This is a genomic window from Pseudarthrobacter sp. O4, from assembly GCF_050157025.1.
Lineage (GTDB): Bacteria > Actinomycetota > Actinomycetes > Actinomycetales > Micrococcaceae > Arthrobacter.
Genome location: NZ_CP189591.1, coordinates 4,536,612 through 4,559,418 on the forward strand (window position 1 = coordinate 4,536,612; position 22,807 = coordinate 4,559,418).

Annotated in this window: 18 protein-coding genes; 11 read left to right on the forward strand and 7 right to left on the reverse strand. The window is 63.0% G+C overall.

Annotation, left to right across the window (positions count from 1 at the left end):
• Positions 1 to 10 precede the first annotated feature (10 nt).
• Together ACQCSU_RS20970 and lysA are read left to right on the forward strand one after the other, a co-directional pair.
• A complete protein-coding gene (locus ACQCSU_RS20970) occupies positions 11 to 202 on the forward strand; it encodes a hypothetical protein (protein WP_426977290.1) in 192 nt (63 codons plus the stop codon).
• A 111-nt stretch (positions 203 to 313) separates the two neighbouring features.
• Positions 314 to 1,510: a diaminopimelate decarboxylase gene (gene lysA, locus ACQCSU_RS20975; RefSeq protein WP_426977292.1), complete on the forward strand. Its 1,197-nt coding sequence runs from the start codon at positions 314 to 316 to the stop codon at positions 1,508 to 1,510.
• A gap of 436 nt (positions 1,511 to 1,946) precedes the next feature.
• On the opposite strand, the gene ACQCSU_RS20980 is transcribed toward lysA, so the two are convergent.
• The 5 genes from ACQCSU_RS20980 to ACQCSU_RS21000 all read right to left on the reverse strand — a co-directional run bounded on the left by ACQCSU_RS20980 (position 1,947) and on the right by ACQCSU_RS21000 (position 7,404).
• A complete protein-coding gene (locus ACQCSU_RS20980) occupies positions 1,947 to 2,747 on the reverse strand; it encodes an IclR family transcriptional regulator (protein ID WP_426977294.1) in 801 nt (266 codons plus the stop codon).
• 185 nt (positions 2,748 to 2,932) lie between these two features.
• Positions 2,933 to 4,579 (reverse strand): L-glutamate gamma-semialdehyde dehydrogenase, encoded by a 1,647-nt coding sequence (gene pruA, locus ACQCSU_RS20985; RefSeq protein WP_426977295.1) that lies wholly within the window; start codon positions 4,577 to 4,579, stop codon positions 2,933 to 2,935.
• A 50-nt stretch (positions 4,580 to 4,629) separates the two neighbouring features.
• Positions 4,630 to 5,304 carry a GntR family transcriptional regulator gene (locus ACQCSU_RS20990; protein ID WP_426977297.1) on the reverse strand — a complete coding sequence of 225 codons (675 nt, stop codon included), beginning with the start codon at positions 5,302 to 5,304 and terminating at the stop codon, positions 4,630 to 4,632.
• A 73-nt stretch (positions 5,305 to 5,377) separates the two neighbouring features.
• A complete protein-coding gene (locus ACQCSU_RS20995; protein ID WP_426977299.1) occupies positions 5,378 to 6,289 on the reverse strand; it encodes a proline dehydrogenase family protein in 912 nt (303 codons plus the stop codon).
• A 518-nt stretch (positions 6,290 to 6,807) separates the two neighbouring features.
• On the reverse strand, positions 6,808 to 7,404 hold the full coding sequence (locus ACQCSU_RS21000) for a HutD/Ves family protein (RefSeq protein ID WP_426977301.1): 597 nt from the start codon (positions 7,402 to 7,404) through the stop codon (positions 6,808 to 6,810).
• Between the two features lie 255 nt (positions 7,405 to 7,659).
• Between ACQCSU_RS21000 and ACQCSU_RS21005 the strand changes: the two genes are divergently transcribed.
• From ACQCSU_RS21005 to ACQCSU_RS21020, 4 genes are read left to right on the forward strand one after another with little or no spacing between them, the layout of a single operon-like run.
• Positions 7,660 to 8,466, forward strand: a complete 807-nt coding sequence (locus tag ACQCSU_RS21005; protein ID WP_426979887.1) for an amino acid ABC transporter ATP-binding protein — start codon at positions 7,660 to 7,662, stop codon at positions 8,464 to 8,466.
• A complete protein-coding gene (locus ACQCSU_RS21010) occupies positions 8,463 to 9,101 on the forward strand; it encodes an amino acid ABC transporter permease (protein WP_426977303.1) in 639 nt (212 codons plus the stop codon). Before ACQCSU_RS21005 ends, ACQCSU_RS21010 begins: the two co-directional genes overlap by 4 nt.
• Before the next feature lie 2 nt (positions 9,102 to 9,103).
• Positions 9,104 to 9,745, forward strand: coding sequence for an amino acid ABC transporter permease (locus ACQCSU_RS21015; RefSeq protein WP_111907118.1), 642 nt, complete (start codon positions 9,104 to 9,106; stop codon positions 9,743 to 9,745).
• Positions 9,746 to 9,772: 27 nt separating this feature from the next.
• Complete coding sequence (locus ACQCSU_RS21020; protein ID WP_426977305.1) at positions 9,773 to 10,624, forward strand: transporter substrate-binding domain-containing protein; 852 nt, start codon at positions 9,773 to 9,775, stop codon at positions 10,622 to 10,624.
• Between the two features lie 527 nt (positions 10,625 to 11,151).
• On the opposite strand, the gene ACQCSU_RS21025 is transcribed toward ACQCSU_RS21020, so the two are convergent.
• Both ACQCSU_RS21025 and ACQCSU_RS21030 read right to left on the reverse strand, forming a co-directional pair.
• Positions 11,152 to 12,405, reverse strand: a complete 1,254-nt coding sequence (locus ACQCSU_RS21025) for an allantoate amidohydrolase (RefSeq protein ID WP_426977307.1) — start codon at positions 12,403 to 12,405, stop codon at positions 11,152 to 11,154.
• Positions 12,405 to 13,565, reverse strand: coding sequence for an FAD-dependent oxidoreductase (locus tag ACQCSU_RS21030; protein ID WP_426977309.1), 1,161 nt, complete (start codon positions 13,563 to 13,565; stop codon positions 12,405 to 12,407). Before ACQCSU_RS21030 ends, ACQCSU_RS21025 begins: the two co-directional genes overlap by 1 nt.
• A 129-nt stretch (positions 13,566 to 13,694) precedes the next feature.
• On the opposite strand from ACQCSU_RS21030, the gene ACQCSU_RS21035 reads away from it, so the two are divergent.
• From ACQCSU_RS21035 to ACQCSU_RS21055, 5 genes are all read left to right on the forward strand, one after another.
• Positions 13,695 to 14,573: a LysR family transcriptional regulator gene (locus ACQCSU_RS21035; protein ID WP_426977311.1), complete on the forward strand. Its 879-nt coding sequence runs from the start codon at positions 13,695 to 13,697 to the stop codon at positions 14,571 to 14,573.
• 98 nt (positions 14,574 to 14,671) lie between these two features.
• Entirely contained in the window at positions 14,672 to 15,673 is a 1,002-nt protein-coding gene (locus tag ACQCSU_RS21040) for an Ldh family oxidoreductase (protein WP_426977313.1), read from the forward strand.
• A complete protein-coding gene (locus tag ACQCSU_RS21045; RefSeq protein WP_426977314.1) occupies positions 15,670 to 17,031 on the forward strand; it encodes a flavin monoamine oxidase family protein in 1,362 nt (453 codons plus the stop codon). The genes ACQCSU_RS21040 and ACQCSU_RS21045 overlap by 4 nt, the downstream gene beginning before the upstream one ends.
• Positions 17,032 to 17,329: 298 nt before the next feature.
• Positions 17,330 to 19,771 carry an FAD-dependent oxidoreductase gene (locus tag ACQCSU_RS21050; protein WP_426977315.1) on the forward strand — a complete coding sequence of 814 codons (2,442 nt, stop codon included), beginning with the start codon at positions 17,330 to 17,332 and terminating at the stop codon, positions 19,769 to 19,771.
• Between the two features lie 121 nt (positions 19,772 to 19,892).
• On the forward strand, positions 19,893 to 21,287 hold the full coding sequence (locus tag ACQCSU_RS21055) for an IS1380 family transposase (protein WP_426977316.1): 1,395 nt from the start codon (positions 19,893 to 19,895) through the stop codon (positions 21,285 to 21,287).
• Positions 21,288 to 22,807: the final 1,520 nt, after the last annotated feature.

Here is a 22,807-nt window from a genome sequence, read left to right on the forward strand (position 1 = left end):
AACCGCAGCCATGAAGAAGCTGACAGCCCCAAGAACCACCCAGCAGCGCCTGCACTACGACGCACTTCCAGCCTTGAAGCAGGAAGCGGCCGACCAGCGCACCTGGACAGGTTGCACCGGTGGAGAGTTTTCGCTGGATTGCCCCTTCTGCCGGAGCCCCGAACCCAGCCGTCAGCGCAACGTGGCCGACGACCTGTGCTGAAACCCTGAGGACCGAATGTCCGAACGTCACAATCAGCCCACAATTAAGCCGCTTCCCGGAAGCCTTTCCGGAGCCCGTGTGGCGGGGATCGTTGATCGCGTTGGAACTCCTGTGTGGATCTACGATGCGGGCACCATCCGGGCACAAGTTGATCAACTTCGAAACTTCGATGTCATCCGATACGCACAAAAGGCAGGATCAAACATCCACATCCTCCGCCTGATGCAGGAGCTGGGTGTACTGGTGGACGCGGTATCTGCTGGCGAGGTCCTAAGGGCCCTGACCGCCGGATACTCACCTGGCACGGCTGAGGAGCAGATTATCTTCACGGCGGATCTGCTGGACCGCGAAGCGTTGAAGCTGGTTGCTGAGCGACGGATACCGGTGAATGTAGGTTCACCACAAATGCTGGAACAGCTGGGACCGGCGTCGCCCGGCCACGCTGTGTGGCTCAGAATCAACCCCGGATTCGGGCACGGCCATAGCCGCAAGACGAACACCGGTGGCGATCACAGCAAGCACGGCATCTGGCACGAGCATCTCGCAGAAAGCCTGGACCTCGTCGATCGGCACGGGTTGAAACTGGTCGGCTTCCATATGCACATTGGCTCCGGCGTCGATTACTCCCATCTCGAGCAGGTGTGCGACGCCATGGTTCAGCAGGTCAAACGGCATGGCCGGGACCTTGAGGCGATATCGGCCGGTGGCGGCCTCTCCATTCCCTATGCTCCGGACGACCCGACCGTGGACACGGAACGGTACTTCAACGTCTGGGACGCCGCGAGACGCGAGATCAGCGACCATTTGGGTCACAGCGTCAGACTCGAAATTGAACCAGGTCGTTTCCTTGTCGCGCAGTCAGGAGTGCTTGCCGCCGAAATAAGGGCGAGCAAGCAGGTTGCCCACAACCACTTTTTGCTGGTCGACGCTGGTTTCAATGACCTTGGCCGCCCGGCCATGTATGGCAGCAGGCATCATGTGACAATCCTCGGTGCCGACGGATCCCCGCGCTCGGGTCCGCTTTCCGACGTCGTGCTCGCCGGGCCGCTCTGCGAGGCCGGTGACGTCTTTACGCAGTCCGACGCAGGCGAAGTTCAGACCATGAAGCTGCCTGAGGCCGGGCTTGGCGACCTGGCTGTATTCCATGACACCGGCGCCTACGGCTCCAGCATGTCGTCAAACTACAACTCCCGTCCGCTCATACCGGAGGTCCTCGTCGACGGCGACATTACCACGCTGATACGACGCCGCCAGACGGTTCAGGAACTGATCGGCCTGGAAACGGACGCAGCATGTGAGCTCCGCTGACGAGAAGAGTTTGCCCGAGGCCCGCAATGCCAGGCTGGAGGCAAGGTGCACATCCCACGGGCCTTCCGCAACACTGGCGCTGGCACGTCCGCGGGGGCGCGTCAGCTCGGGGATCACGCCGTCGCCACCTCGGTGGCTACAATTCCCGCCGGTCCCCCGCAACAGCACTGCGCTCGGCGCGTAGCGGATATTCGGGTTCGATAACCTCACAGGGAGCATTCCGGGTGTCGTCACGTGCACGGCGTCCTTGGTGGTTCTCCGGATGAGGAATGGGGGCGGGCAGCACGCCAAGGACAAACAGGTATCGCCAGCTGAGCTCTGAGGGTGCCGCAGACGGCCTCGCCGGCGAGGACGAATTGATTCGCTGACGGCGGCGGCGCCCCTCGCCGCGGTGCCGCCATCGCCGTCGTCGACCTTAGGAATGCCGCAACCCGCGTCAGACGGGTGCAGTCACATGGCCCAGGTCCGCGGCTGCCTGGCGCGTGCTGTTGACGAACAGGGCACGTGCGTCCTCTGTGGCGGCGCGCTCGAGGGGAACCATGGTGGTCACTACACCGGCGAGGCTGTTTGCCTCGCTGAACACGGGGGCGCTGACGCCCCAGATGCCCGGAGCCAGGGCGCCGGAGCTGGTTGCGTAGCCGCGCTCCCGGATATTTGAGAGGTCGGCACGGATGCTGGCTTCTTCTTCCCTGCCCAGGAAATGGCCGGCAAGAATCCCCTCGATTTCTTCTTCCGGCAACGAGGCCAGAATGGCGCGTGCACTGGCTCCGTTCAACAGTGGGCGTGAACGTCCGGCAGCGTAGCTGCAACTGAGGATATGGGTGCTTTCCACCGATTCGACGCAGAGGGCTTCTCCGCTGCTCTGAACAAGGAAAGCAGCCAATTCGCCGGTCTCGCCCGAGAGTTGCTCAAGCCGCTGTCTCACGACGCCTTGGGCCAGGGCTTCATCGCGGTAGTTATCCGCCAGCCGCACCACTTCGGGCCCGGCCGAGTAGCGGCCGATGACCTGGCTTTCAACGACGAAGCCGGCCTGCAACAGGGTCTGGAGGTGCCGATAGACGGTGGCTGTTGGAACCCGGAGAAGGCCTGCGATCTGCGGGCTGCTGAGGCTCCGGTGGCGGGCGAACAGGAGCAGGATGGACATCGCCATCCCGCGCTGGTCCCGCCTCTTCTGGGGCGTTGCTGCTGCGGCCTGGCTGGAGGCCGTGGTGATCCGGGGAATGTTGCGTTTCTTCATGAGAGAACTTCCGTGGCTGTGTGGAAGGCCGGAGAGGGCAGCAGCCGCCGCCCGGACATGGTCAGGCGGCGGCTGCGGAAGCCGCCGGGCACGTTGCGAGAGACCCGGCGGCGGTTGGAGGCTGAGTGCGCGGACGCGCACCCAGCCGGTCACGGGAGGCCTTGGTCAGTGGGGCCTTAGATTTGTTACTGGGCGAGGTACGGCTGGCGCCATTCGGTGGACGGTGAGAAGTTCTCGTGGATGAACCGTCCGCTGAGCCAGCGCTGGAGGGCCAGGCGGGAACCGGCCTTGTCATTGGTGCCGGAGCCGCGGCCACCGCCAAAGGCGACCTGTCCCATGAGGGCGCCGGTGGGCTTGTCGTTGATGTAGGTCATGCCGGCAGCATTGCGGAGCTTGTCCAGTGCCAGGGAGACTGCCCGGCGGTCGTTGGCGAAGATGGAAAGGGTCAGGGCATAGTTGCTGGTCTGGTCCACCAGATCCAGGACGGACTCCCATTCGTTGTCCTCGTACACGTAGACCGTCAGGAGGGGACCGAAGAATTCCTCGCTCATGGTGAAGGCGTGGGGATCGGTGGTCTCGAAGATCGTGGGTTCGACGAACCAGCCCTCTTCGGCGTGGACGTTCCCGCCGGCCAGGAGGGTATGGCTCGGGAGGGCCTTGGCCTTCTCGAGGGCAGCCTCGATCTTGCGCAGCGACGTCTCGTCGATAACTGCTCCGAGGAACGTCTCGTGCTCGGCCACATCGCCCACCCGCAGCGACTTGACGGTCTCGACAAGTTCGTCCTTGATCTGGCTCCAGATGCTGCGCGGGATGTAAGTGCGTGATGCCGCGGAGCACTTCTGGCCCGAGTACTCGAAGCCACTGCGAACCAGGGCAGCGCGCAGGGCGTCCGGATCGGCGCTGGGGTGTGCCACCACAGCGTTCTTGCCACCCGTTTCGCCTACCAGGCGGGGGAAGGAGCGGTACTGGTCGATGTTGTCACCGGCTTTTTTCCAGAGGCTGCGGAACACGTCCGTGGAACCCGTGAAGGTCAGGCCTGCAAAGTCCGGGTGGCTCATCGCCTGGTCGGAGATCGCACGGCCCGAGCCGTGGACGAGGTTGATCACACCTGGCGGAAGGCCGGCTTCCTCGAACATCCGCATGAGGACGTCATTGCTGAGGGCCGACTTCTCGGAGGGCTTCCAGACAACGGTGTTTCCCATGAGTGCAGCAGTGGTGGGCAGGTTGCTGGCAATGGCGGTGAAGTTGAACGGCGTGATGGCCAGGACGAAGCCTTCCAGGCCACGCTGGTCCAGCGAGTTGCCTTCGCCCTGCAGGGACTCCGGCTGATCAGCGAAGATCTGCTGGGCAAGGTGGGCGTTGTAGCGGAAGAAATCCGCTACTTCGCTGGCGGCGTCGATCTCTGCCTGGTGGAACGTCTTGGACTGCCCAAGCATGGTGGTGGCTACCAGCTCGTCACGGTACTTCCCCGCGGCGAGGTTGCCGGCACGCAGGAAGATCGCGGCGCGTTCCCACCAGGGAGTCCGGGACCAGTCGTGTTGGGCGGCCAGGGCCGCGTCGATCGCAGACTGGACTACCGCCTCGTCTGCCGTGGGGATGCGGCCCAATACCTGGGAGTGGCGGTGGGGAGCTGTGACGTTGCGCAGCTCCCCGGTCATGGAGCGTACTCCGTTGATGACATGGGGAAGGTCGCGAACGCTGGCTGTAACTTCGGCGATCTTCTTCTTGACGTCGGCTGCTTCGGGGGATCCCGGACGGAATTCGCGGGACGGCTCGTTGTGCGGGGTGGGTACCTTGAAGTTTCCAGCAACGCTGACTGATTGAGTGGCCATTATCCGGCTTTCTCCTCTGCGATGTGCCGGGGCAGTAAGCCCCGGGTTGGTTATTGGGTTTCCAGTCGGAGCTCCAGCCGGCGCAGGGCGCTGGCGAGGGAGTCCGCGGTGATAGTGGTGGTAGCGGCGGTGTCGCCGTCGATGAGTGCCTGGACCAACGCTGGTTGCGGAGTCCAGAGCGTGTTGTCGTTCTTGGCAAGGGCCTCCGTTGCGCCGATCACCTTGTAGGGCCGGCACTGGAGCCAAAGTTGTTCGATAATACTGACGAGTACGGGATTACCCGAGGCCCGGTACAGGGTCCGGAGAACTTCCTCATCCAGGTCCAGGGCGTCAATGATGCGACCTTCCGCGACGGCCTTCTGCATCTTTTCGCAGGAGGATTCCATCTCCCGTAGGTTCTTGCGGCTGACATTAGGGGCTCCCTGGGTCGCAGCTTGTACCTCGAGGATTGTCCGTACGTCGTAGATGTGAATCAGTTCGATGGCAGTGAACGTCCTGACCACTGCACCCTTGTGGGGGATGCGGGTGGCCAGCCTTGCTTCCTCCAGGCGGCGGATTGCCTCCCGGACGGGCATGACGCTGGTGCCTACCATGGCCGCCAGATCGCGGACCCGAAGGGGTGACCCGGATTCCAAAGTGCCGGTCAAAATGGCGTTCTCCAAGACCTCGTACACCTGGTCAGCCACCAACGTGGGGGTGACTGGACGGGTCATTTCAAGGCTCATGAAGTACTCCGTTTCTAGCTGGCGGCCACTAAGCGTGATATTTGATCACAATTCAGCTTACGTCATTGCCACATCAGCCTCCGATGAGGGAGCGAAGGAAGAGCAGCAGGTTGGCCGGTTTCTCAGCCATCCGGCGCATCAGATACGGGTACCACTGCGTTCCGTAGGGGAGGTACACGCGGACGCGGTATCCGTCGCGGACCAACTCATCCTGCAACTTCCTCCGGACTCCGTACAGCATCTGGAATTCGAAGTCCCGCTTGTCCAGTCCAAGCTCGGCCGCGGTTTCCTTGACCACGTCGATGCAGGTGTCGTCGTGGGTTCCGAAGGCCGGGTCCGGCAGGTGCTGAAGCGCCCAGCGGGAAAGATACTTGTATTGCTCGGTGACCTCGTCTGCATTGCACAGTGCAGCGGACGAGGATTCGTCAAAGGCGCCTTTGACAAGACGGATCCGGGGCTTGATGTCCGTGAAGGACAAGAGGTCCTCGGGCGTTTGGCGCATGTTGGCCTGGATGGCCAGCCGGGTGTTGGGATGGTCCGGCAGGATGCTCTTGTAAATGGCGAGGGTTTCCCGGCCCACCGAGCTGTGTTCCATGTCGACCTCCACGGTTGCCCCGTGGGTGGTGGCAGCGTTCAGAAGGGCCTTCAGGTTGTTCGCACACTCCTGGGGGTCGATCATGATGCCAAGCTGGGAGAGCTTCACCGAGACGGTTGAGCCCGGGGCCTGGTTTCGAATATTCTCGATGGCGCCCTGGTATTCCTGGGTGGCCGCTTTGGACTGGGCAAGGTGGTGTACCGACTCGCCCAAAAGGTCCAGGCTGACGTCGATACCAGCCCGGTTGAGGGCCTTCGTCGCAGTCCAGGCTTCGTCCAAGCCGCGGCCCGCGACATACCTGTCCACGATGGGCCGGGTTAGCCGATTGCGCGTGGCAATGGCTTCAAGTTTCTTATTCTCTGCGACATGCAGGAGAAGTCTGTTCGGCATAGGTGCACTTCCTAAGAGTCGCCGCGGTGGGACCGCGGTTCCCGGCTGCTGGCCATTCCCTGTATGCGGGGGCCGGGGCAGTTAATGTGGCCCAACTCTCTTTCGAGGGTTGTTCAGACAACATTATCTTGTGATCACAAATCACACAATGGGTATCGTGGAACAAATAAAAAAGACGTTCCCGGGGTTGAGAACAGTGGCAAGTCCGTGCTTAGCTCTGTCCTACCAACGGCTTTGCTTGGATGATGGCCGGCATATTGGGGGCCATTTCACCCGCGCCAGAGCGGGCCCCGGAAACCAAAGACCTTCACCTTGGCGTCCGCCCGCCCCCAAAGCAGTCGGCCGGCCGCGCGCACCGTCCTTCGAACCTGAAAGAAGATCACCCCATGAACAGGATTCCAGCAGATGGCGTGGAACTGCCCGATGACGACGATGTCTGCAGAAACGGCCTCGCAGTAGACGGTTGCTTCTACTGCACAGGGCCGGAAACGGACTAAAGCCGCCGGCGGGCCCGGCCACTACAGTCTGCGGACCGTAGTAATGGCCAAAAGGCATGCCTCCGCCTCTATCTCCTCGGCTCGCACATCCAGGACCAACGTTGCCAAGTCCGTCAGTTTTCTGCCATCTGAAAGAAGAACCGTCCCTGCCAATACGGTTACTGCCGCTACGCCGGCGCTGGGATCCAGTGCCAGTTTGCCGTTCAGCCACTGAACGCTCGTCCATCCGGTGCAGGAGCCGCGACGGGTCATGAGGTTCAAGCCAAGTTGCGGCTCCGGCGAAGCCAGTTCGATTCTTACGGCTACTTCTCCCGTGAATTCCACTCTTTGACCGCGCCACAAAATGCGTTCGACGCCGTCTACGGTCATCGCCAAGGGTCCCTGGCTTGCGAGCGTAAAGACCCGGTCGATCCCGGGGAGCATCGAAAAATTTGCCGCCCGAGTCAGCTCGGCAAGGCTGAGCCGCCACTGGTAGTCCGCGGAGCGCCTGTCCGAAAAGCGCTCGGGGCCGATCTTGGTACTGACGCTGATTTCCCTCGTGTGGCCTGCGCCGTTGGCCCAGGCGGTTTGGGGGAGGTCAAGCGGGAGGACCACTTGTGCATCCGATGGGCCTGTCATGTGCTTCCTTTGCAGGTAGGGCAGGGCAATTCGGTGGGGTTGGAACAAGTTTACAAACCCGTTACACCAAACTATTGACCTGATATGTGATCACAGATTACATTTTACGTGTGACACCAACCACATTCGACCACCGTTCCCCGGAGGCCGATCTTCCCGGCACTGAACGCCAGGGCTAAAGACCATCAGTCGGCGGGTGAAAGCCCGCCGGCACCAGCGCCTCCCGGCGCCCATCTGGAGGATGAGTACCCAGTGATCGACAATCAACAAAACCGCACCCAGGGTGCGGCCGGCGCCACCGACGCGCAGAAGGCTCCGCAGCTTCAGCTGAAGGACATCCACAAGGAATTCAACGGGAATACCGTCCTGTCCGATATATCCCTGGACGTCAACGCCGGTGAAGTCGTGGCGTTCATCGGTCCTAGCGGCGCCGGCAAGAGCACACTGTTGCGTTGCGTGAACTACCTGGAGACGCCATCGAGCGGTGATCTGCTGATCGACGGCAAGCCCACCGTGAAGATCGCTTCCAAGCCGACGCGGAACGAGCTGATGAACTTGCGCCGTCAGGTGGGGATGGTTTTCCAGTCCTTCAACCTCTTCCCGCACATCAGTGTGCTCCGCAATGTGGCACTTCCGCAGGAGCGGGTCCTGGGACGTTCCCGCAAGGAAGCCGAGGAACGGGCCATGGAATTACTGACGCGCGTGGGCCTTGGAGACAAGGCGGACGCCCGCCCGAGCAAGTGCAGCGGCGGGCAACAGCAGCGCATTGCGATCGCCCGAGCACTCGCGTTGGACCCCGAGATCATGCTCTTTGATGAACCTACATCCGCCCTCGATCCCGAATTGGGCGGGGAAGTGCTGGCGGTCATGCAGGAACTCGCGGCAACCGGCATGACGATGCTTGTGGTGACTCACGAGATGTCCTTCGCCCGGAGGGTCTCGGACCGCACAGTCTTCATGGCCGACGGGCGGATCGTGGAGCAAGGAGCTCCCGAACAGGTTTTCGGGGCACCCCGCGAGGCCCGGACCAAGAAGTTCCTCGAGGCGGTGCTGGAACGGTGATCGAGGCAATCCCCTTCCTTCTCCAGGGCCTGGGTACAACGGTGATCATCACCTTTGGATCCTTCCTGATCGGTGCATTTTGTGCCATCCCGCTCGCATTGGCCAGGCTCTCAGACATTGTGCCGTTGCGCTGGCTGGCCACGGCCTACATCGAAGTTGTTCGAGGCATTCCACCCATTGCCTGGATGTTGGTACTTTTCTACGGGCTCGGGCGCTACGTCACCCTCCCGCCGCTCTTGGCAGCCTGCCTGGCGCTGGGTGCAGTCTCCACCGCGTACCTTGCGGAAAACTACCGTGCTGGCATCCAGGCTGTTGCCGGCGGGCAGTGGGAGGGCGCCGGAGCCCTTGGCCTTTCAAAAGGCGACACGTTCTGGCGCGTCATCGCACCCCAGGGCATTGGGGTGGCGCTCCCGCCGTCGGCTTCCTATGCGGTGGGGCTGCTCAAGGACTCGGCAGTCGCTTCCGTCATCGGTGTCAGTGACATCGCGTTCCAGGCGCTGACCCTGAACCAGCAGGGCAACCCCGGCCTGCCGATCTTCCTGGCCGCCGGTGTGGTCTACATGCTCGTCAGCGTCCCCATGGCTGTCCTTGCCCGCAAGGCAGACACCTTCATTCGAACCCGAAGCGCGGTGTGAACATGTTTGAACAATGGATTCAATGGCTGCCGGGCCTCCTTTCCGGCCTCCAGACCAGCCTCGCTGTGACCGGCCTCAGCCTCCTGCTGGGCCTTCCCCTAGGCCTCCTGTTCGCCTTCGGGATGATCTCCCGTACCCGCATCCTGCGCCAGACGACCATCCTCATCGTCGAACTCGGTCGCGGCATCCCGCTGTTGGTCGTCCTGTACGTTGTCTATTTCGGCCTTCCCGACGGCGGCATCGTGCTTGAGTCGTTTGCCGCGGCCGTCGTCGCCATTGCCTTCAACACCGGGGCGTACACCAGCGAGATCTTCCGGGCCGGACTCCTCAGCGTCCCGCGAGGCCACATCGAGGCCGCCCAAAGCCTGGGGCTGAACTGGACAGACGAAGCACGTTACATCGTTCTCCCACAGGCACTCCGCGCCATCGTGCCTCCCCTCATGTCCTACAGCGTGATCGTGTTCCAGGCCACGAGCCTCGGCTACGCGATCGCGCTCCCGGAATTACTGAACAGCGCCTACCAGATCGGGTCGGTGACGTTTGAATTCCTGAGCGTCTTTATCCTTGCCGGACTCATCTACGCCGCGCTGTCCATCGTCGTATCCCGCTTCGTAGACGCCATTCACAGCAAGACCAGCCACTAACCCTTCCCACCTCCAGGAGCATCTTCCATGCGTAAGTTCAAGATCACAGCCGTCATGTTCGCAGCGGTCCTGCCGTTGGCAGCCTGCGGCGGCACCTCAAGCACCGCCACCACCGTAGCGGCCGGCTGCACGCCGGTAGTGTCCGGCGTCGAGACCGCCACTAAAGGCAAGCTCACCATGGCCGTCGCGGAGTACCCGCCGTACGTGTCCATGAAGGGCGGTGCGCTCTCGGGCGTCGACGGCGAAGTCCTCAAGAGGGTGGCCAAGGACCTGTGCCTCGAGCCCGATGCCAAGACGTCCAGCTTCACCGCCATCATTGAGTCCGTGAAGAACGGCAGCGTCGACCTGACGGCCGGTAACTGGTACATCAATGAAGAGCGCGGACAGCAGTTCGCCGTCAGTAAGCCCGTGTACCTGGACAAAATGGCCCTTCTGACCTCCAACGGCGCCGACACCATCGACGGCGTGTCCGGCGGCACGGTGGGAACCCCGCAGGGGTACCTGTGGGTCGGGGATCTCCAGAAGACCTTGGGCACTGACAAGGTCAAGCTCTACGCCACGGAGGACGCTGTGTACCAGGACGTGAAATCCGGCCGCGCCGGCGCCGGCGTGATGACTTACGGTGCTGCGCTGCAGTTGGTCAAGAACAACAATGACAACAAGCTGAAGGTCGCCGAACTCAAACCGGACGAGAGGGTCCAGGCTTCCGTCGGTGCGGCACAAACCGCTGTCCTGGTCAACAAGGACAAAGCCACTCTGCGGGACGCGGTCAACCAGATCGTGGAGAAGATGCGTGAGGACGGATCTTTGAAGAAGGCGCTCGAGGACAACGGCCTGCCGGGCACGGCCGCTGACGTGAAGGCCGCTGCCGGTAGCTAGTTCGCCGGGCAGCCTCGTTGAAAACAAAAGGCGGTTGGATCCCTCCAAGGATCCAACCGCCTTTGCGTTCCCCGGGGCTGTTAGTGGGAAGCCCCGCTTCCACCTGCTGCGTAACCGGTGCCCACTACACGGCAGCCATGCTTTGTGTCGTGGCCATTGATCTCCCGGCTGTCCAAAACAGCCACGAAGTCCAGCACGTTTGAGGTGATGAGTTGTCCCGGCACAAGAACCGGGAAGCCTTGGCGAAAGTTCATCACGCAGTCCGGTAGCGGTGTGCTCCTTTGGCGGGGACTGGACACCGCGGTACGGCGGCGGTAGATCGGGTGGAATCCGGCGAAAGCGAAACGGGCTCCGTCCCTCAGGACCAGGTCGGGCCTGATAGCCAGGCTTGTCCGGGTTGCCGCCGTTGATAGGGTCGCCTCCGGGCTCCGCTGGTACCAGTGGAGGAAGGAAATATGAGGGTCCGGCCTCCAGGGCACAGGAAAGCACCCGCGCCGAACAGGTCGGCGCGGGTGCTTCGTATGTAGTTAGGCCATCAGTCCGTGAAGGGCATCGGCCAGGGTCCGTGCCCCGGTTTCGGCGTCCTCGTCGACCACGTGTTCTTCGGGGGAGTGGGACACCCCGCTCGGGTTCCGGACAAAGACCATGGCTGTTGGGACATAGGGCGCCAGGACGCCGGCGTCGTGTCCGGCGCCGGTGTCCAGGATAGGAGCCTGCGGCAGGGCCAGCTGGAGCTCCTTCTGCAGGGCGGGATCGAAGTGCACGGTGGGGCTCAGCGATTCCTCACGGAGCTCCACGGTGCAGCCTTCCTCGGCCGCAATGATCTGGGCCTGGGCATGGATGGCCTCCACAACGTGCGCTGTCACGGCGTCGTCGGGGTGACGGACGTCCAGCCAGAAGTCCACACGTGAGGCGATGACGTTGGTCCCGCCGGGCACGGGCTGAAGCCGTCCGACGGTCGCCCTGGCGTTGGTTTGGTTGCGAGCGATGTCGCGGATGGCGACCATCATCCTGGAGGCCGACACCATGGGGTCATGCCGGTCGGCCATCAGCGTTGTTCCGGCGTGGTTGCCCTGTCCGTGGACGCTCAGGCGCCAGCGGCCGTGGCCGAGGATGGAGGAAGCAATCGCTATGGGCTGGTCGAGATCGATCAGCCCGCGGCCCTGCTCAACGTGCAGTTCAACGAAGGCGCCGATCTGGCCTAGGAGCTTCTCGTCCCGGCCGATGAAGCGTGGGTCCAGGCCGTTGGCCTTGGCCACGTCGGCGAAGGTGGAGCCGTCCTGGTCGCGGAGGTTCCGGGCCTTGTCGGGGTCGATCGCGCCGGTCATGAGGCGGGAACCCAGGCAGGCGACGCCGAACCGTGAGCCTTCCTCTTCCGGAAAGACCACTACCGCAAGTGGCCGGGCGGGTGTGGCGATCCGGGATTTGAGGATGTCCACGGCCACCAGGGCGGACGCTACGCCCAGGGGGCCGTCAAAAGCGCCGCCGCCGGGCACCGAGTCGAGGTGGCTGCCGGTCACCAGACTGTTGCTGCGGTCTCCGCCGGGTACGTCCCACCAGGCCCAGATTGCTCCGTTGAGGTCGGTTTCGACGCTCAGGCCCCGCGTGGTGGCCTGTTCAATGAACCAGTTGCGCAGGTCAAGCTCTGCGGTGGAATACACCGGACGGGTGTAGCCGCCGCGGATGTTGTCGGTGCCGGTGCCTGCGATGTCGGACAACAGCCCCGTCACCGTAGCTGTTAGCGCCCGGGCCAGGGGAGTGGCTTCCGTGTCGGGCGCCATTAGTGGGCCCCCAACGCTGCGTGCCGGGCCTGGGCTGCGAGCCGGAACTGTTCCGGGACGGGTCCTGCGCCTGTGGCCAGGTCTGCGGCGAGTTGACCGATCAGCGGGGCAAACTTGGCACCATGGCCTGAGCAGGGCGAGAGGATGGTGATGCCGTCGATGCGGTCGAGGATGAAATCTTCGTTGGGGGTGTTGGTGAACAGGCAGGTGGTCTCGGCATACGGTTCCGGAATGAGCCCCGGCAAGTACTGTTCGACGTATTCGATGACCCGACGACGGTTCGCGGGGTCGATCTGGCCGTCCTGGTCCGCTGCGGACGGCAGGATCTTGCCACCGTTGTACTCGGCCACCTTCTGGCCGTGGAAATCGGCGTCGCGGCCACCGGGAAGGCCGTAGGCCTGCCAGCCTGCGCGCTTGTGAATGAAAGTGGGCCACGGCGATTCTGCCAGGTCCGGCTGATCGGCGTAGGGGAAATGGTAGGCCTGTTCCTGGCGCACCTGGATCTGCGGAATGGCCGACAGGAACGTTGAAGGCAGCGACAGCGAACCCAGGAGCTGGGGAAGCCAGCCGCCGGCGGCAACAATCACGTTAGCGGCGTGCAGGGACCGGCCATCCGCCGACGTCAGTACGTAGCCGCCGTTCGATGCCACGATCGAGGCAACGGCCCAGTTGTTGTGGAGTTGCGCGCTGTGCGCCACGGCCTGGTCGACCATTGATGCGACTGATTCGTGGGCATCGATGACGCCGGCGTCCGGGTGCCAAAGGACCTGGGTGTCAAAGGCGATTTGAGGCCATCGACGGTTGGCCTCGTCCGCGCTGAGAAGTTCGTGGTCAATGCCGCGGGCAGCCAGCACCGCGGCCAGGCGTTCGGGCTGACGGATGGCGCCGTAGTCTACGGCGCCAGTGGGGGTGATGAGTTGCTTGCCGCTCAGACGGGCCAGCTCGTCCCACCCGGCCTTCGCTTCCTGGACGAGGCCGGTGTAGAACTCCTCGGGATAGGCGTAGCGGAAGATCCGGGCCGAGCCATGGGAGCTTCCGGCATCGTTCGCGGGGGTTGAACGTTCGAGCAGGGCAACGTCGTGGCCGCGGGCGGCGAGATGCCACGCGGTGGCAGCTCCAGACAGCCCTGCGCCGACGACGGCGTATTCGGTCGATTCCATGGATGGCTCCTTAGACGCAGGATGGGCAACCGGGGGGATGCCCTCTTCATGTCCAGTAACTCACCCGAAGTTGCATCGCGTCCAATATCATTTTACTTGTAATTATTAGCGTCAATCGAAAGAATCGCCATGGAACTCCGGCAGCTTCGGTACTTCCTCGTCGTCGCGGACGAGCTGCACTTCGGCCGGGCCGCAGAACGCCTGCACCTCACCCAGCCGCCACTCACAGTCGCCGTCAGGAGGCTGGAGCGCGAGCTTGGTGTCCAGCTCTTTGACCGGACCACCCGCCGCGTGACGTTGACCGCGGCGGGCCAGGCGTTCAGGGAGCGGATCCAGGCTGCCGTTTCGGACATCGACGACGCGGCCGGGGATGTCGCCGACGTCGCGGCAGGCAAGAGCGGCAAGATCAGGGTGGGATTCGTCAGTTCAGCGAGCTACACCACCGTTCCCGAAGCCATCCGGGCCTTCCGCCAACAGCGCCCACGCATAGACCTGGTCCTGAATCCGCTCACCAGCGGGGAGCAGATTGAGCAGTTGCTGGACGGAAACCTTGATCTCGGACTCATCCGGGATCCGGGTGACATCCCCGGGCTGAACCTTGAACTGCTGAGCACGGAGGACCTGGTGGTGGTCCTTCCCGACACACACCACCTGGCGGCCGCGAAGGAAATTCGCCCCCAGGATCTCGAGGGGGAACCCATGATCCTTTTTCCCTACCGCCTGATGCCCGGGTTCGTGACGCGGGTCCTCCGACTCTTCGATGCGCTACGAACACCGCCGATCGTGGTGCAGCAGGCCATTCACCAGGAAACTGTCCTGGGCCTGGTCGCGGCGGGTCTGGGGATATCCGTCCTGCCGGAATCGGTGCAGCGGTTTCAGATGCCGGGGGTCACTACTCGCCGCTTTGTCAGCCGGCCACAGACGGAGCTTCATGTGGCCCGGGCCTTCGGCCATTCCCCGGCCGTGGATGACTTCATCCTGTGCCTCAAGGGAGAAATTCCGACATAAGCCTTGTGTGATCACATATCCCAGAAGTAACCTGAGCGGACTTCTACGTTTGCCGCCGTTCAGGGCTGCCGACGCTTCCCAAATACAGAGGAAGTCCCATGCTCCAGCCAACCGCAGTCGTCGAACGTTTGTGCATCCAGGCTGCGCAGGAAGCCGGCGCTGCCGAGGCCACTGCGGCGGCGCTGGCCGATGCCATCATCCACGCGGAGCTGCGTGGCCGCAGCTCCGTCGGTGTTTCGCACCTCTTCGACTACCTTGCCGGGCTGGAATCAGGTGCCATCAACGGGGCGGCGGTGCCGCTCATCTCAGTCCGGGGCGGAATCATCGCCTGCGATGCCGGCAAAGGCATCCCTCACACCGGGTTTCTCGAGGCTGTCGACACAATCCTGGATGTGGCCGGCACCCATGGCTGCGCCGTCTTCCTGCAGAACAATTCGTACACTTGCGGTGAGCTCGGCTACTTCACGGACCGCCTGGCCGAAGCCGGACTGGTCTCTCTTGCCGCGGCAAATTCCCCCGCCCTGATGGCAGTGGGTTCCAGCGGGCGACGGGTTCTGGGGACAAACCCGATATCTTTCGCCGCCCCCACCGGGCAGCAACCGTTCCTCGTCGACCAGGCATCAAGTGAGACAGCCTTCGTAGCTATCCGCGAGGCGGCGGCGGCCGGAACGGAAATACCAGCCGGGTGGGCTGTCGATTCCCATGGCGAGCCGACCACGGACGCCAGTGCCGCCGTCGAAGGTTCCCTTTTGCCTTATGGAGGCCACAGAGGCGCGAACATGGCGCTCGTTGCAGAGGCGCTGGCCGGGCTGGCGGGCGGACTCTGGTCGGTTGATGCGCCGTCGTTCACCGAAGGAAGTTCAAGCCCTGAAATTGGCATGACTGTTCTGGCTATCAATCCGCGCTTCGCTGATCAGGCTTTCCCGCTAAGGCTTGGCGCACATTTGGACCGGCTATCCCGGGACTACCAGGTACGGATCCCGGGACGGCGGGCAGTGGGCGCAGCAGGCAAAGGCGTCTTGGAGATAGACAGCGGGCTGTTCGAGAAGCTTCAGTCCGCCGCGCAGAAAAACACGACCAGAAAGTCGGGACAAGCATGAATGAAATACACGATGTCGTGGTGGTCGGGGCGGGACCGGCGGGGCTGGGACTCGCATACGATCTCCGCGATCTGGACCTTGACATCCAGGTACTCGAAGCCGGCGATGACGTTGGCGGGCGGACCCGGAGCGTCCACCTCGCCGGCGCCACGGTCAACACGGGCGCGATGTTCATCTATCGCGGAACGCGAGCCGAAACGCTCGCAAGGGAACTGGGACAGGAAACCGCACCTTTCCACCCGGAAACCTACGGCATCCATATCGACGGCGTTACTTCCGTTGCGGAGTCCTCTCCCGAAGTCGTCGAACGCCTCCCGCTGGCTCCTGAGTCCAAGGAGGCGCTGGTCGATTTCATGGAAGGACTGGCCCGGGAGTACAGGGAAAATGTGTCGGGCGGAACCATCACCGCCAAAGCCGCGGGGCTGGAGCATGAAACCGTCGCCGCCAGGCTGACAGGGCTGCCGGGACCCGCCCGGAGCATCATTGAATCAGCGGTCCGGGGCGGTGCGGTGGGGGACTCGGCCCAACTGTCGGCCAAGTATGCTCTCCGCTATCTCGCTAGCTACATCGCACACGAACGCGACAACCGCCTCTACCCGGTGAACGGCATGCAGGCCCTTCCGCGCGCCCTCGCCGCCAATGCCGGCGCCCGGACCTCGATTGCTACAGGCATGCGTGTCCACAGTGTGCGGTTACGGGATGATCTGATTGAAGTTACTGCCGGTGACGGGGAGCGGCAGCGGGTGTTTCTGGCCCGCCACGTTGTGGTGACGGTGCCCGCTCCGCAGGTGGCAGGCCTATGCCACGACCTGCCCCGCTGGAAGGTTGAGGCCCTGCGGGCGGCCGAGACGCCGGGCAGCACGACGCTCACCATTGCCGCCAACATAGAGGGCCTGCCGGAGTTCGCGGACTGGTCCTTTGTTTCGACTGTGGGGAAGAAGTTTGACGCCATCATCAATCCGCAGCCCGGAGTTCTGCCGGCCGACGGAATCGTCAGGTTCACGTGCTACGGAAACTCGGCCGGATTCATCCCCGGAATCGAAAGCGATGAACAGCAGATCCAGCAGTGGATCGAAGATTTCCTCGAGGTCGCTCCGGAGCTCCAAGGCCGGATTGTCGGGTCAGTGGCCACCACCTGGGAGCACTGCTTCTCCGTGCTGTCCCCGAAGCGAAACGACGCTTTGCCCGAGCTCCAACGCAGTATCGGCAATCTGCATTTCGCGGGGGACTACACCTCGGAGACGGCAGGTTCGCATGGTGCGTACGGGGAAGCCAGTCGTGTGGCACAGGTGTTGCGAGAAGCCTTCGGGGAAGGGCCCACAAGCCCGTCCCACCGGGGACTATTAGCGTCTGGCTAATAGATGCATGCCCCGCAGTTGGCAGGAGAAGCGCAGCCCTCCGGGGACTGCGCTTCCTGTGTTTAAGGGGGGCTCCCTGCAGCTTCAAACTCTCCCAAAAAAAAGCGCAAAAAGGGGTGGTTGTGATCACATATCTCATCTATACTGTGATTCAGCCGACGATTTTCGAGGTGTCTTGAACCTCGATGACGGTAACCAAATTCTTGCTTCACCGCTAAGGGCGCCAATGCGCGACTCCTGACGCCAACTCGACATTTTGACGTGAGACGTAGACGTCTCTGACCGTAAGGGAGATAACGTGGCCACCGCCCGAATTGACGCAGACACCCGTATCCTCATCATTGGCGCCGGCGTGGTTGGTGCAGCGCTGGCCGACGATCTGACCCGGCATGGCATGACATCCGTAACAGTGGTGGACCAGGGTCCCCTGTACCAGACCGGTGGGTCCTCATCCCATGCCCCTGGCTTCGCGTTCCAGACGACAGGTTCGTCGGTGATGTCCGAACTGGCCCGACGAACACTCGACAAGCTGGATGGGCTGACATTGGATGGCCAGTGGATCCTCAAGCGGGTGGGCGGCCTCGAACTGGCCTGTGATGAGGAACGGCTCGAATACCTGCATCGCCGGCACAACCTCGCACAGTCATGGGCTGTCCCCTCCCGGCTGGTATCTCCGGCCGATTGCGAGGCCCTGTTCCCGGGCCTGGACACGTCCACTGTGCTCGGCGGGCTGCACACCCCAACGGACGGTGTGGTCAAGGCCGTGCGTGCCGTGGAGTGGCAGGCCCGTCGTGCCATTGCGAACGGGGCACGTTTTTATGGCCATACTGAGGTTACGGGGTTCCGTATGGAACGTGGACGCGTGACCGGCGTCGACGTCCGACCCACACCGCCCGTGCCGGGCAACCCCTCCAAGGGTGACCAGCTTCCAGAAGGGACGTCCTTCCTGGAAGCGGAAATCGTCGTCGTATGCGCCGGGCTCTGGGGCCCCGGGCTCGGCAAGCTGCTGGGCCTGGAGCTTCCGATGGTCCCCATGGAGCACTGCTCCGCCTCCACCGACGCCCTGCCGTCGCTTGCCGGGTTCGGCGACGAGGTGGAGATCGACAGGCCCATGGTGCGGCACCAGGCCACCGGTTCCTACTTCCGCCAGAGCGGAGAGCGAATTCTGTGGGGAACCTACGAGCACCGCGTCATCCCCGTGGACCAGTCCGAGATCGCCAGTCCCGAGGACTTTGCCCAAACGCAGATCGAACCCGCGATCCATCCCCTGACGTGGAACGATCTCAAGGACGGGTGGACCGAACTGAGGCGGCTGTTCCCGGAGGCGAACAGCTGCGAACCAGCGGAGGGATACAACGGAATCTTCTCGTTCACTCCGGACGGCAACCCGCTCCTCGGGGAGGTCCCGGGCATCAGGGGACTTTGGCTGGGCGAATCCGTGTGGCTGACCCAATCCGCAGGCGTGGCCGGCGTCCTGGCTGACTGGATTGTGACCGGAGATCCCGGCGTTGACACGACGAGCCTCGACTTCCGTCGCTTCGATCAAGCACACCTGACGCGCAGCGCCAGCATTGCGCGGGCCAGCGAGAACTACGACGAGGTCTACGACATCAGCCACCCGCGCAACCAGACGAAGCAACTGAGGAAGTTCGCCACAACGCCCTTCTATGTTCGGCAGGAAGCCCTGAAGGCAGAGTTCGGGACCTCACAGGGCGGCTGGGAGCGTCCCCTGTGGTACGGCACTACCAAGGCGAATCAGCCAGCAGTGCCGCGGGACGCATGGGGGACGTACGGATGGTCTCCGTCCATTTCTGCCGAGGCGCGCCAGGCCGCAAGCGGCGTTGGGCTCGTCGACAGGGGAGCGGTCAGCGTCTTCGAAGTCCGCGGTGAGGATGCCGGGAAGCATCTGGATGAAATCCTCGGCTCAGCTGTAACTTTGCAGGTCAACGGTTCAGCACACGCCCACCTGAAGAGTCCGTCCGGGGGTATCGCAGCTGTTCTGACAGTTTTGCGGACTGCTGACGACTCATTTCTCGTCATCGGCAGCAGCCCCGAGGACGTCTGGCACCTCCGCCGGGAGACTCCGCACTCTGACACGGTCACCGTTTCCGATTTGTCGTCAGCAACAACCGCGTTGGCGCTGATCGGTCCGGATGCAGCAACAGTTCTCGGTTCGGTCACGCGCGGTGCCGCCCCCGCGGCGAACTCACCCGAGACGCCAGTGCTCGACGTCGGAGGCGTTCGGGTCCGCGTCGTCGCGGAAACCGCCGCCGGCGCGGGCGGCTGGACACTGTATGCGGCCACAGAACACGGACTGTACCTCTGGGATCTCCTTGTTGAAGCCGGTGCACAGCATGGGATCGCCCTCGTCGGCGACGAAGCATTCACCGCATTGCGGATCGCCAACGGAGTACCTGCATTCGGTGTTGAGTACGGCCCCCGGGACACCGCCGTTGAAGCTGGCCTTGCCGGCCCTTCCACCGGTGAGGGCGCGCGTGCTGGGCACCGACTCCTCGTGCGCCTGAGAATGCGCAGCGATCTCCACGCCATCGTCCCGGGCGAACCGGTATCGAAGGGCGGCTCCGTGGTCGGGTTCGTCACAAGTTCCGCCGAGGATCCCGGCTCAGGTCATTTCCTCGCGTTCGCCTGGGTCGACCCGGAAGCCGCGGAGGAGGGCACTGAAGTGGAGATTTCGCACCTCGACCGGCGTTGGGCGGCGTGCGTCGAGCGTTCCCGCTAACCTCGGCCTTTCATGAGGGCGAGCGATTCGCCGCGTGGTTAAGCGACGAAAAGTGCTCCTGAACTGGGAAAATGATGGTGTCTAAGCCGCATTATCCCCAGTTCAAAGGAGCACCTTTCTGGTGAGTAACTCTACCGGGTTCTACCCGTCTGTCCGCGTTGATTCTGCTGGTGGGGGTGTGGTGTCCCAGGCTGGCGGGCTGGTATTGGCCCGGGCGGTGCACGTATCCGGTCTCGGCGCCGGGCTTTCGGAGGCTTTGGGGCCGTGGCGGAAGCCTTTTGCTCGCCATGATCCGGGCAAGATCCTCACGGACGTGGCTTTGTCGCTGGCTACCGGCGGGGACTGTGTCTCTGATGTTGACCGGCTTCGTTCCCAGCCCCAGGTCTATGGATTGGTGGCGTCGGACCCCACGATCAGCCGGCTGATCAGGACCCTCTCCACGGCCGGTCCGGGCAAGGCACTGGCAGCAATCAATACCGCCCGGGCCGCTGCCCGCGCCCATGTCTGGGCTGCGGCCGGGGACGACTCGCCCCTGCACGGTGTCACCGGTAAGAGCCCGCTCATCGTGGATCTTGACGCGACACTCATCGCCTCTCATTCGGAGAAAGAGGACGCCCGGCCGACGTGGAAGAAAGGCTTCGGGTTCCACCCGCTGGCCGCGTTCATTGACCACGGGGCCACCGGGACGGGGGAACCTCTGGCCATGTTACTGCGCCCGGGTAACGCCGGGTCGAACACCGCCGCCGACCACATCAGCGTGGTCAGGGACGCGCTGAAGCAACTGCCCGCCGGGTACCGTTCGGGCCGGAAAGTCATGATCCGCACCGATTCGGCCGGCGGCACCCAGGGTTTCCTGCGCTGGCTCACCGCCCGGTCCCGGAACCTGGGCTACTCGGTGGGGTTCCCGATCCACGGCGCCGTTGAAGTGGCCCTGCCACGGATCCCGAAGAAGGCCTGGACCCGTGCCTACAACAGTGACGGCATTGAACGCGACGGTGCCTGGGTCGCGGAAATCACCGGCATGCTGGACCTTGCGCCCTGGCCTGCAGGAATGCGGGTCATCGTCCGGAAGGAAGAACCCCACCCCGGCGCGCAGTTGCGTATTACGGACATCGACGGGATGCGCTACACAGCGTTCGCCACCAACCAAAAAGGCGGCCAGCTCGCCGACCTCGAAGTACGGCACCGGCTCCGTGCCCGGTGTGAGGACCGGATCCGTAACGCCAAGGACACCGGGCTGGCGAACCTGCCCCTGCATTCCTTCGCAGCGAACACGCTCTGGTGCCACCTGGTCATGATGGCCGCCGAGCTCATGGCCTGGACCCAGATGCTCGCGTTCACCGGCACCAAAGCGCGTAGGTGGGAGCCGAAGAAACTCCGTGCCCGGATCTTTGAAATCGCCGCCAAGATCAGCCGTCACGCCCGCGCAGTCACCGTTCACCTGGCAGCGAAAGCACCCGAAACGGGACTGCTCCTCAAGGCCCTGACACGGCTCGCGGCGCTCAGCCCACCATAGCCACGCACATCCGGCACCCACCAAAGGAAGAACCATAAGAACGATGGACGTGGAACCATCACGCCCAGCCGCCACCGGTCAGCGGTCAAATTGTCATACCCATCCGCAAGAATCAGCAGCGTCAGGCAGCCGGTAAGCCCTGAAACCTCAGAAACCGTCTCTCATGAAAGATCGAGGCTAAGAACCAATTCGGGCCGTCGTCTGGTCATGCGTGTTCCTATCTGTTTTTACATGGGATGCATGGAAAGGAGGAACAAGTCGCCATGACCTTCGTTGATTCCCAGCCTGCTCGTTGCCCCGTGTGGCGGTGCTCGATCGCGGCCGACGGTTGGGCTGCAGCCACGGTGGCGGTGGAGCATGACAATTCAGAGTGGTACGAAATCACTCACAAGACGGAATTGCCGCGCACGGAGGGCGCGGCAGGTATCTGGGCAGGGCAGCGAAGTGGTCAAAAAGGAAGTGTGGACAGTAATGATGGAATTGGGTTGTGTCGCGGCGTGGCTCCAAGTGTGGCAGTAATGATGGAATTGGTTGTGTGGGGGAGCGGGCTCAGTCCGGCGGGCCGGGTCCTGCCTGAACGGGCTTCTTCTGGGAGTTCATCCTGGTTTTTGTCCTTGCCTTTGGTTTTCGTCTTCACCAATTCATGGAGGCCTGCGGGGCCGTCTGATCCCTGGCCGGTGTTTTGCCGTGTCTACGGGAGCTTGATCGGGCCTTGGGCCAGACTCCGGCCCGCAACCCCGGACCGCGTACTTCGGCTCAGAGCCCGGACACGCGCAAGATAGACTGCCGGGAGCCCCCAGGGTCCGGCAGTCGTCTGAATAGTTCAGCAGAGGGGGAAAAGTAAGGTGTGCAAATTGTGCACACCTTGGGCTTCGGATCGGGTCCTACCGGTGCCGGACTTGGCCGGATTGCCTATGTTTTCTGGAGTTCCCAGTATTTGTAAGGGTTGGAGTCCGGTCGAGTCCCACCTCGGGCACAGTGTTTCCGCAAGTCAGAGACGTTTTTGGCTGAGATTGGAGCTTTTCCAGTGTGAACAATGTGCACACTTGGCCTCTGACCTGCTTCTCCGGGGGTGTGTGGGTTCCCGGGCCCCTATTCGGTTGTGTGGGGGGAGCCGGTTCAGTCCGGCCAGCCGGGTCCCGACTGAACAGACTTCCTCTGGGAGTTCATCCTTGGTCCGTCCCGTTGGTTTTCGTCTTCACCAGTCCATGGCGGCTAGGGCCGGAGACAACATGACCTGCTGACTATTTGTGGCCCTGGATCGTGGCTGACGGCCAGTTCCGATATAGCTGTTCTGACTCGTTCACGTCGGAATGTCGGTGACGGAGGCCGCGGCCCCTATGCGGCTCCTCGCTTTGGTCGTGAACGTGGCCATTGAACAGGCCCCCACGGCCAGGATTATTCCATCTCCAAACCTGACCAGCGGCTCCATGTTAACGCCAACCGAAAATAGGGCCAGGAACGCCAACTGAAAATAGGGCCACCGACCATTATGGAAGGCGATCAATTTGGATGATTGG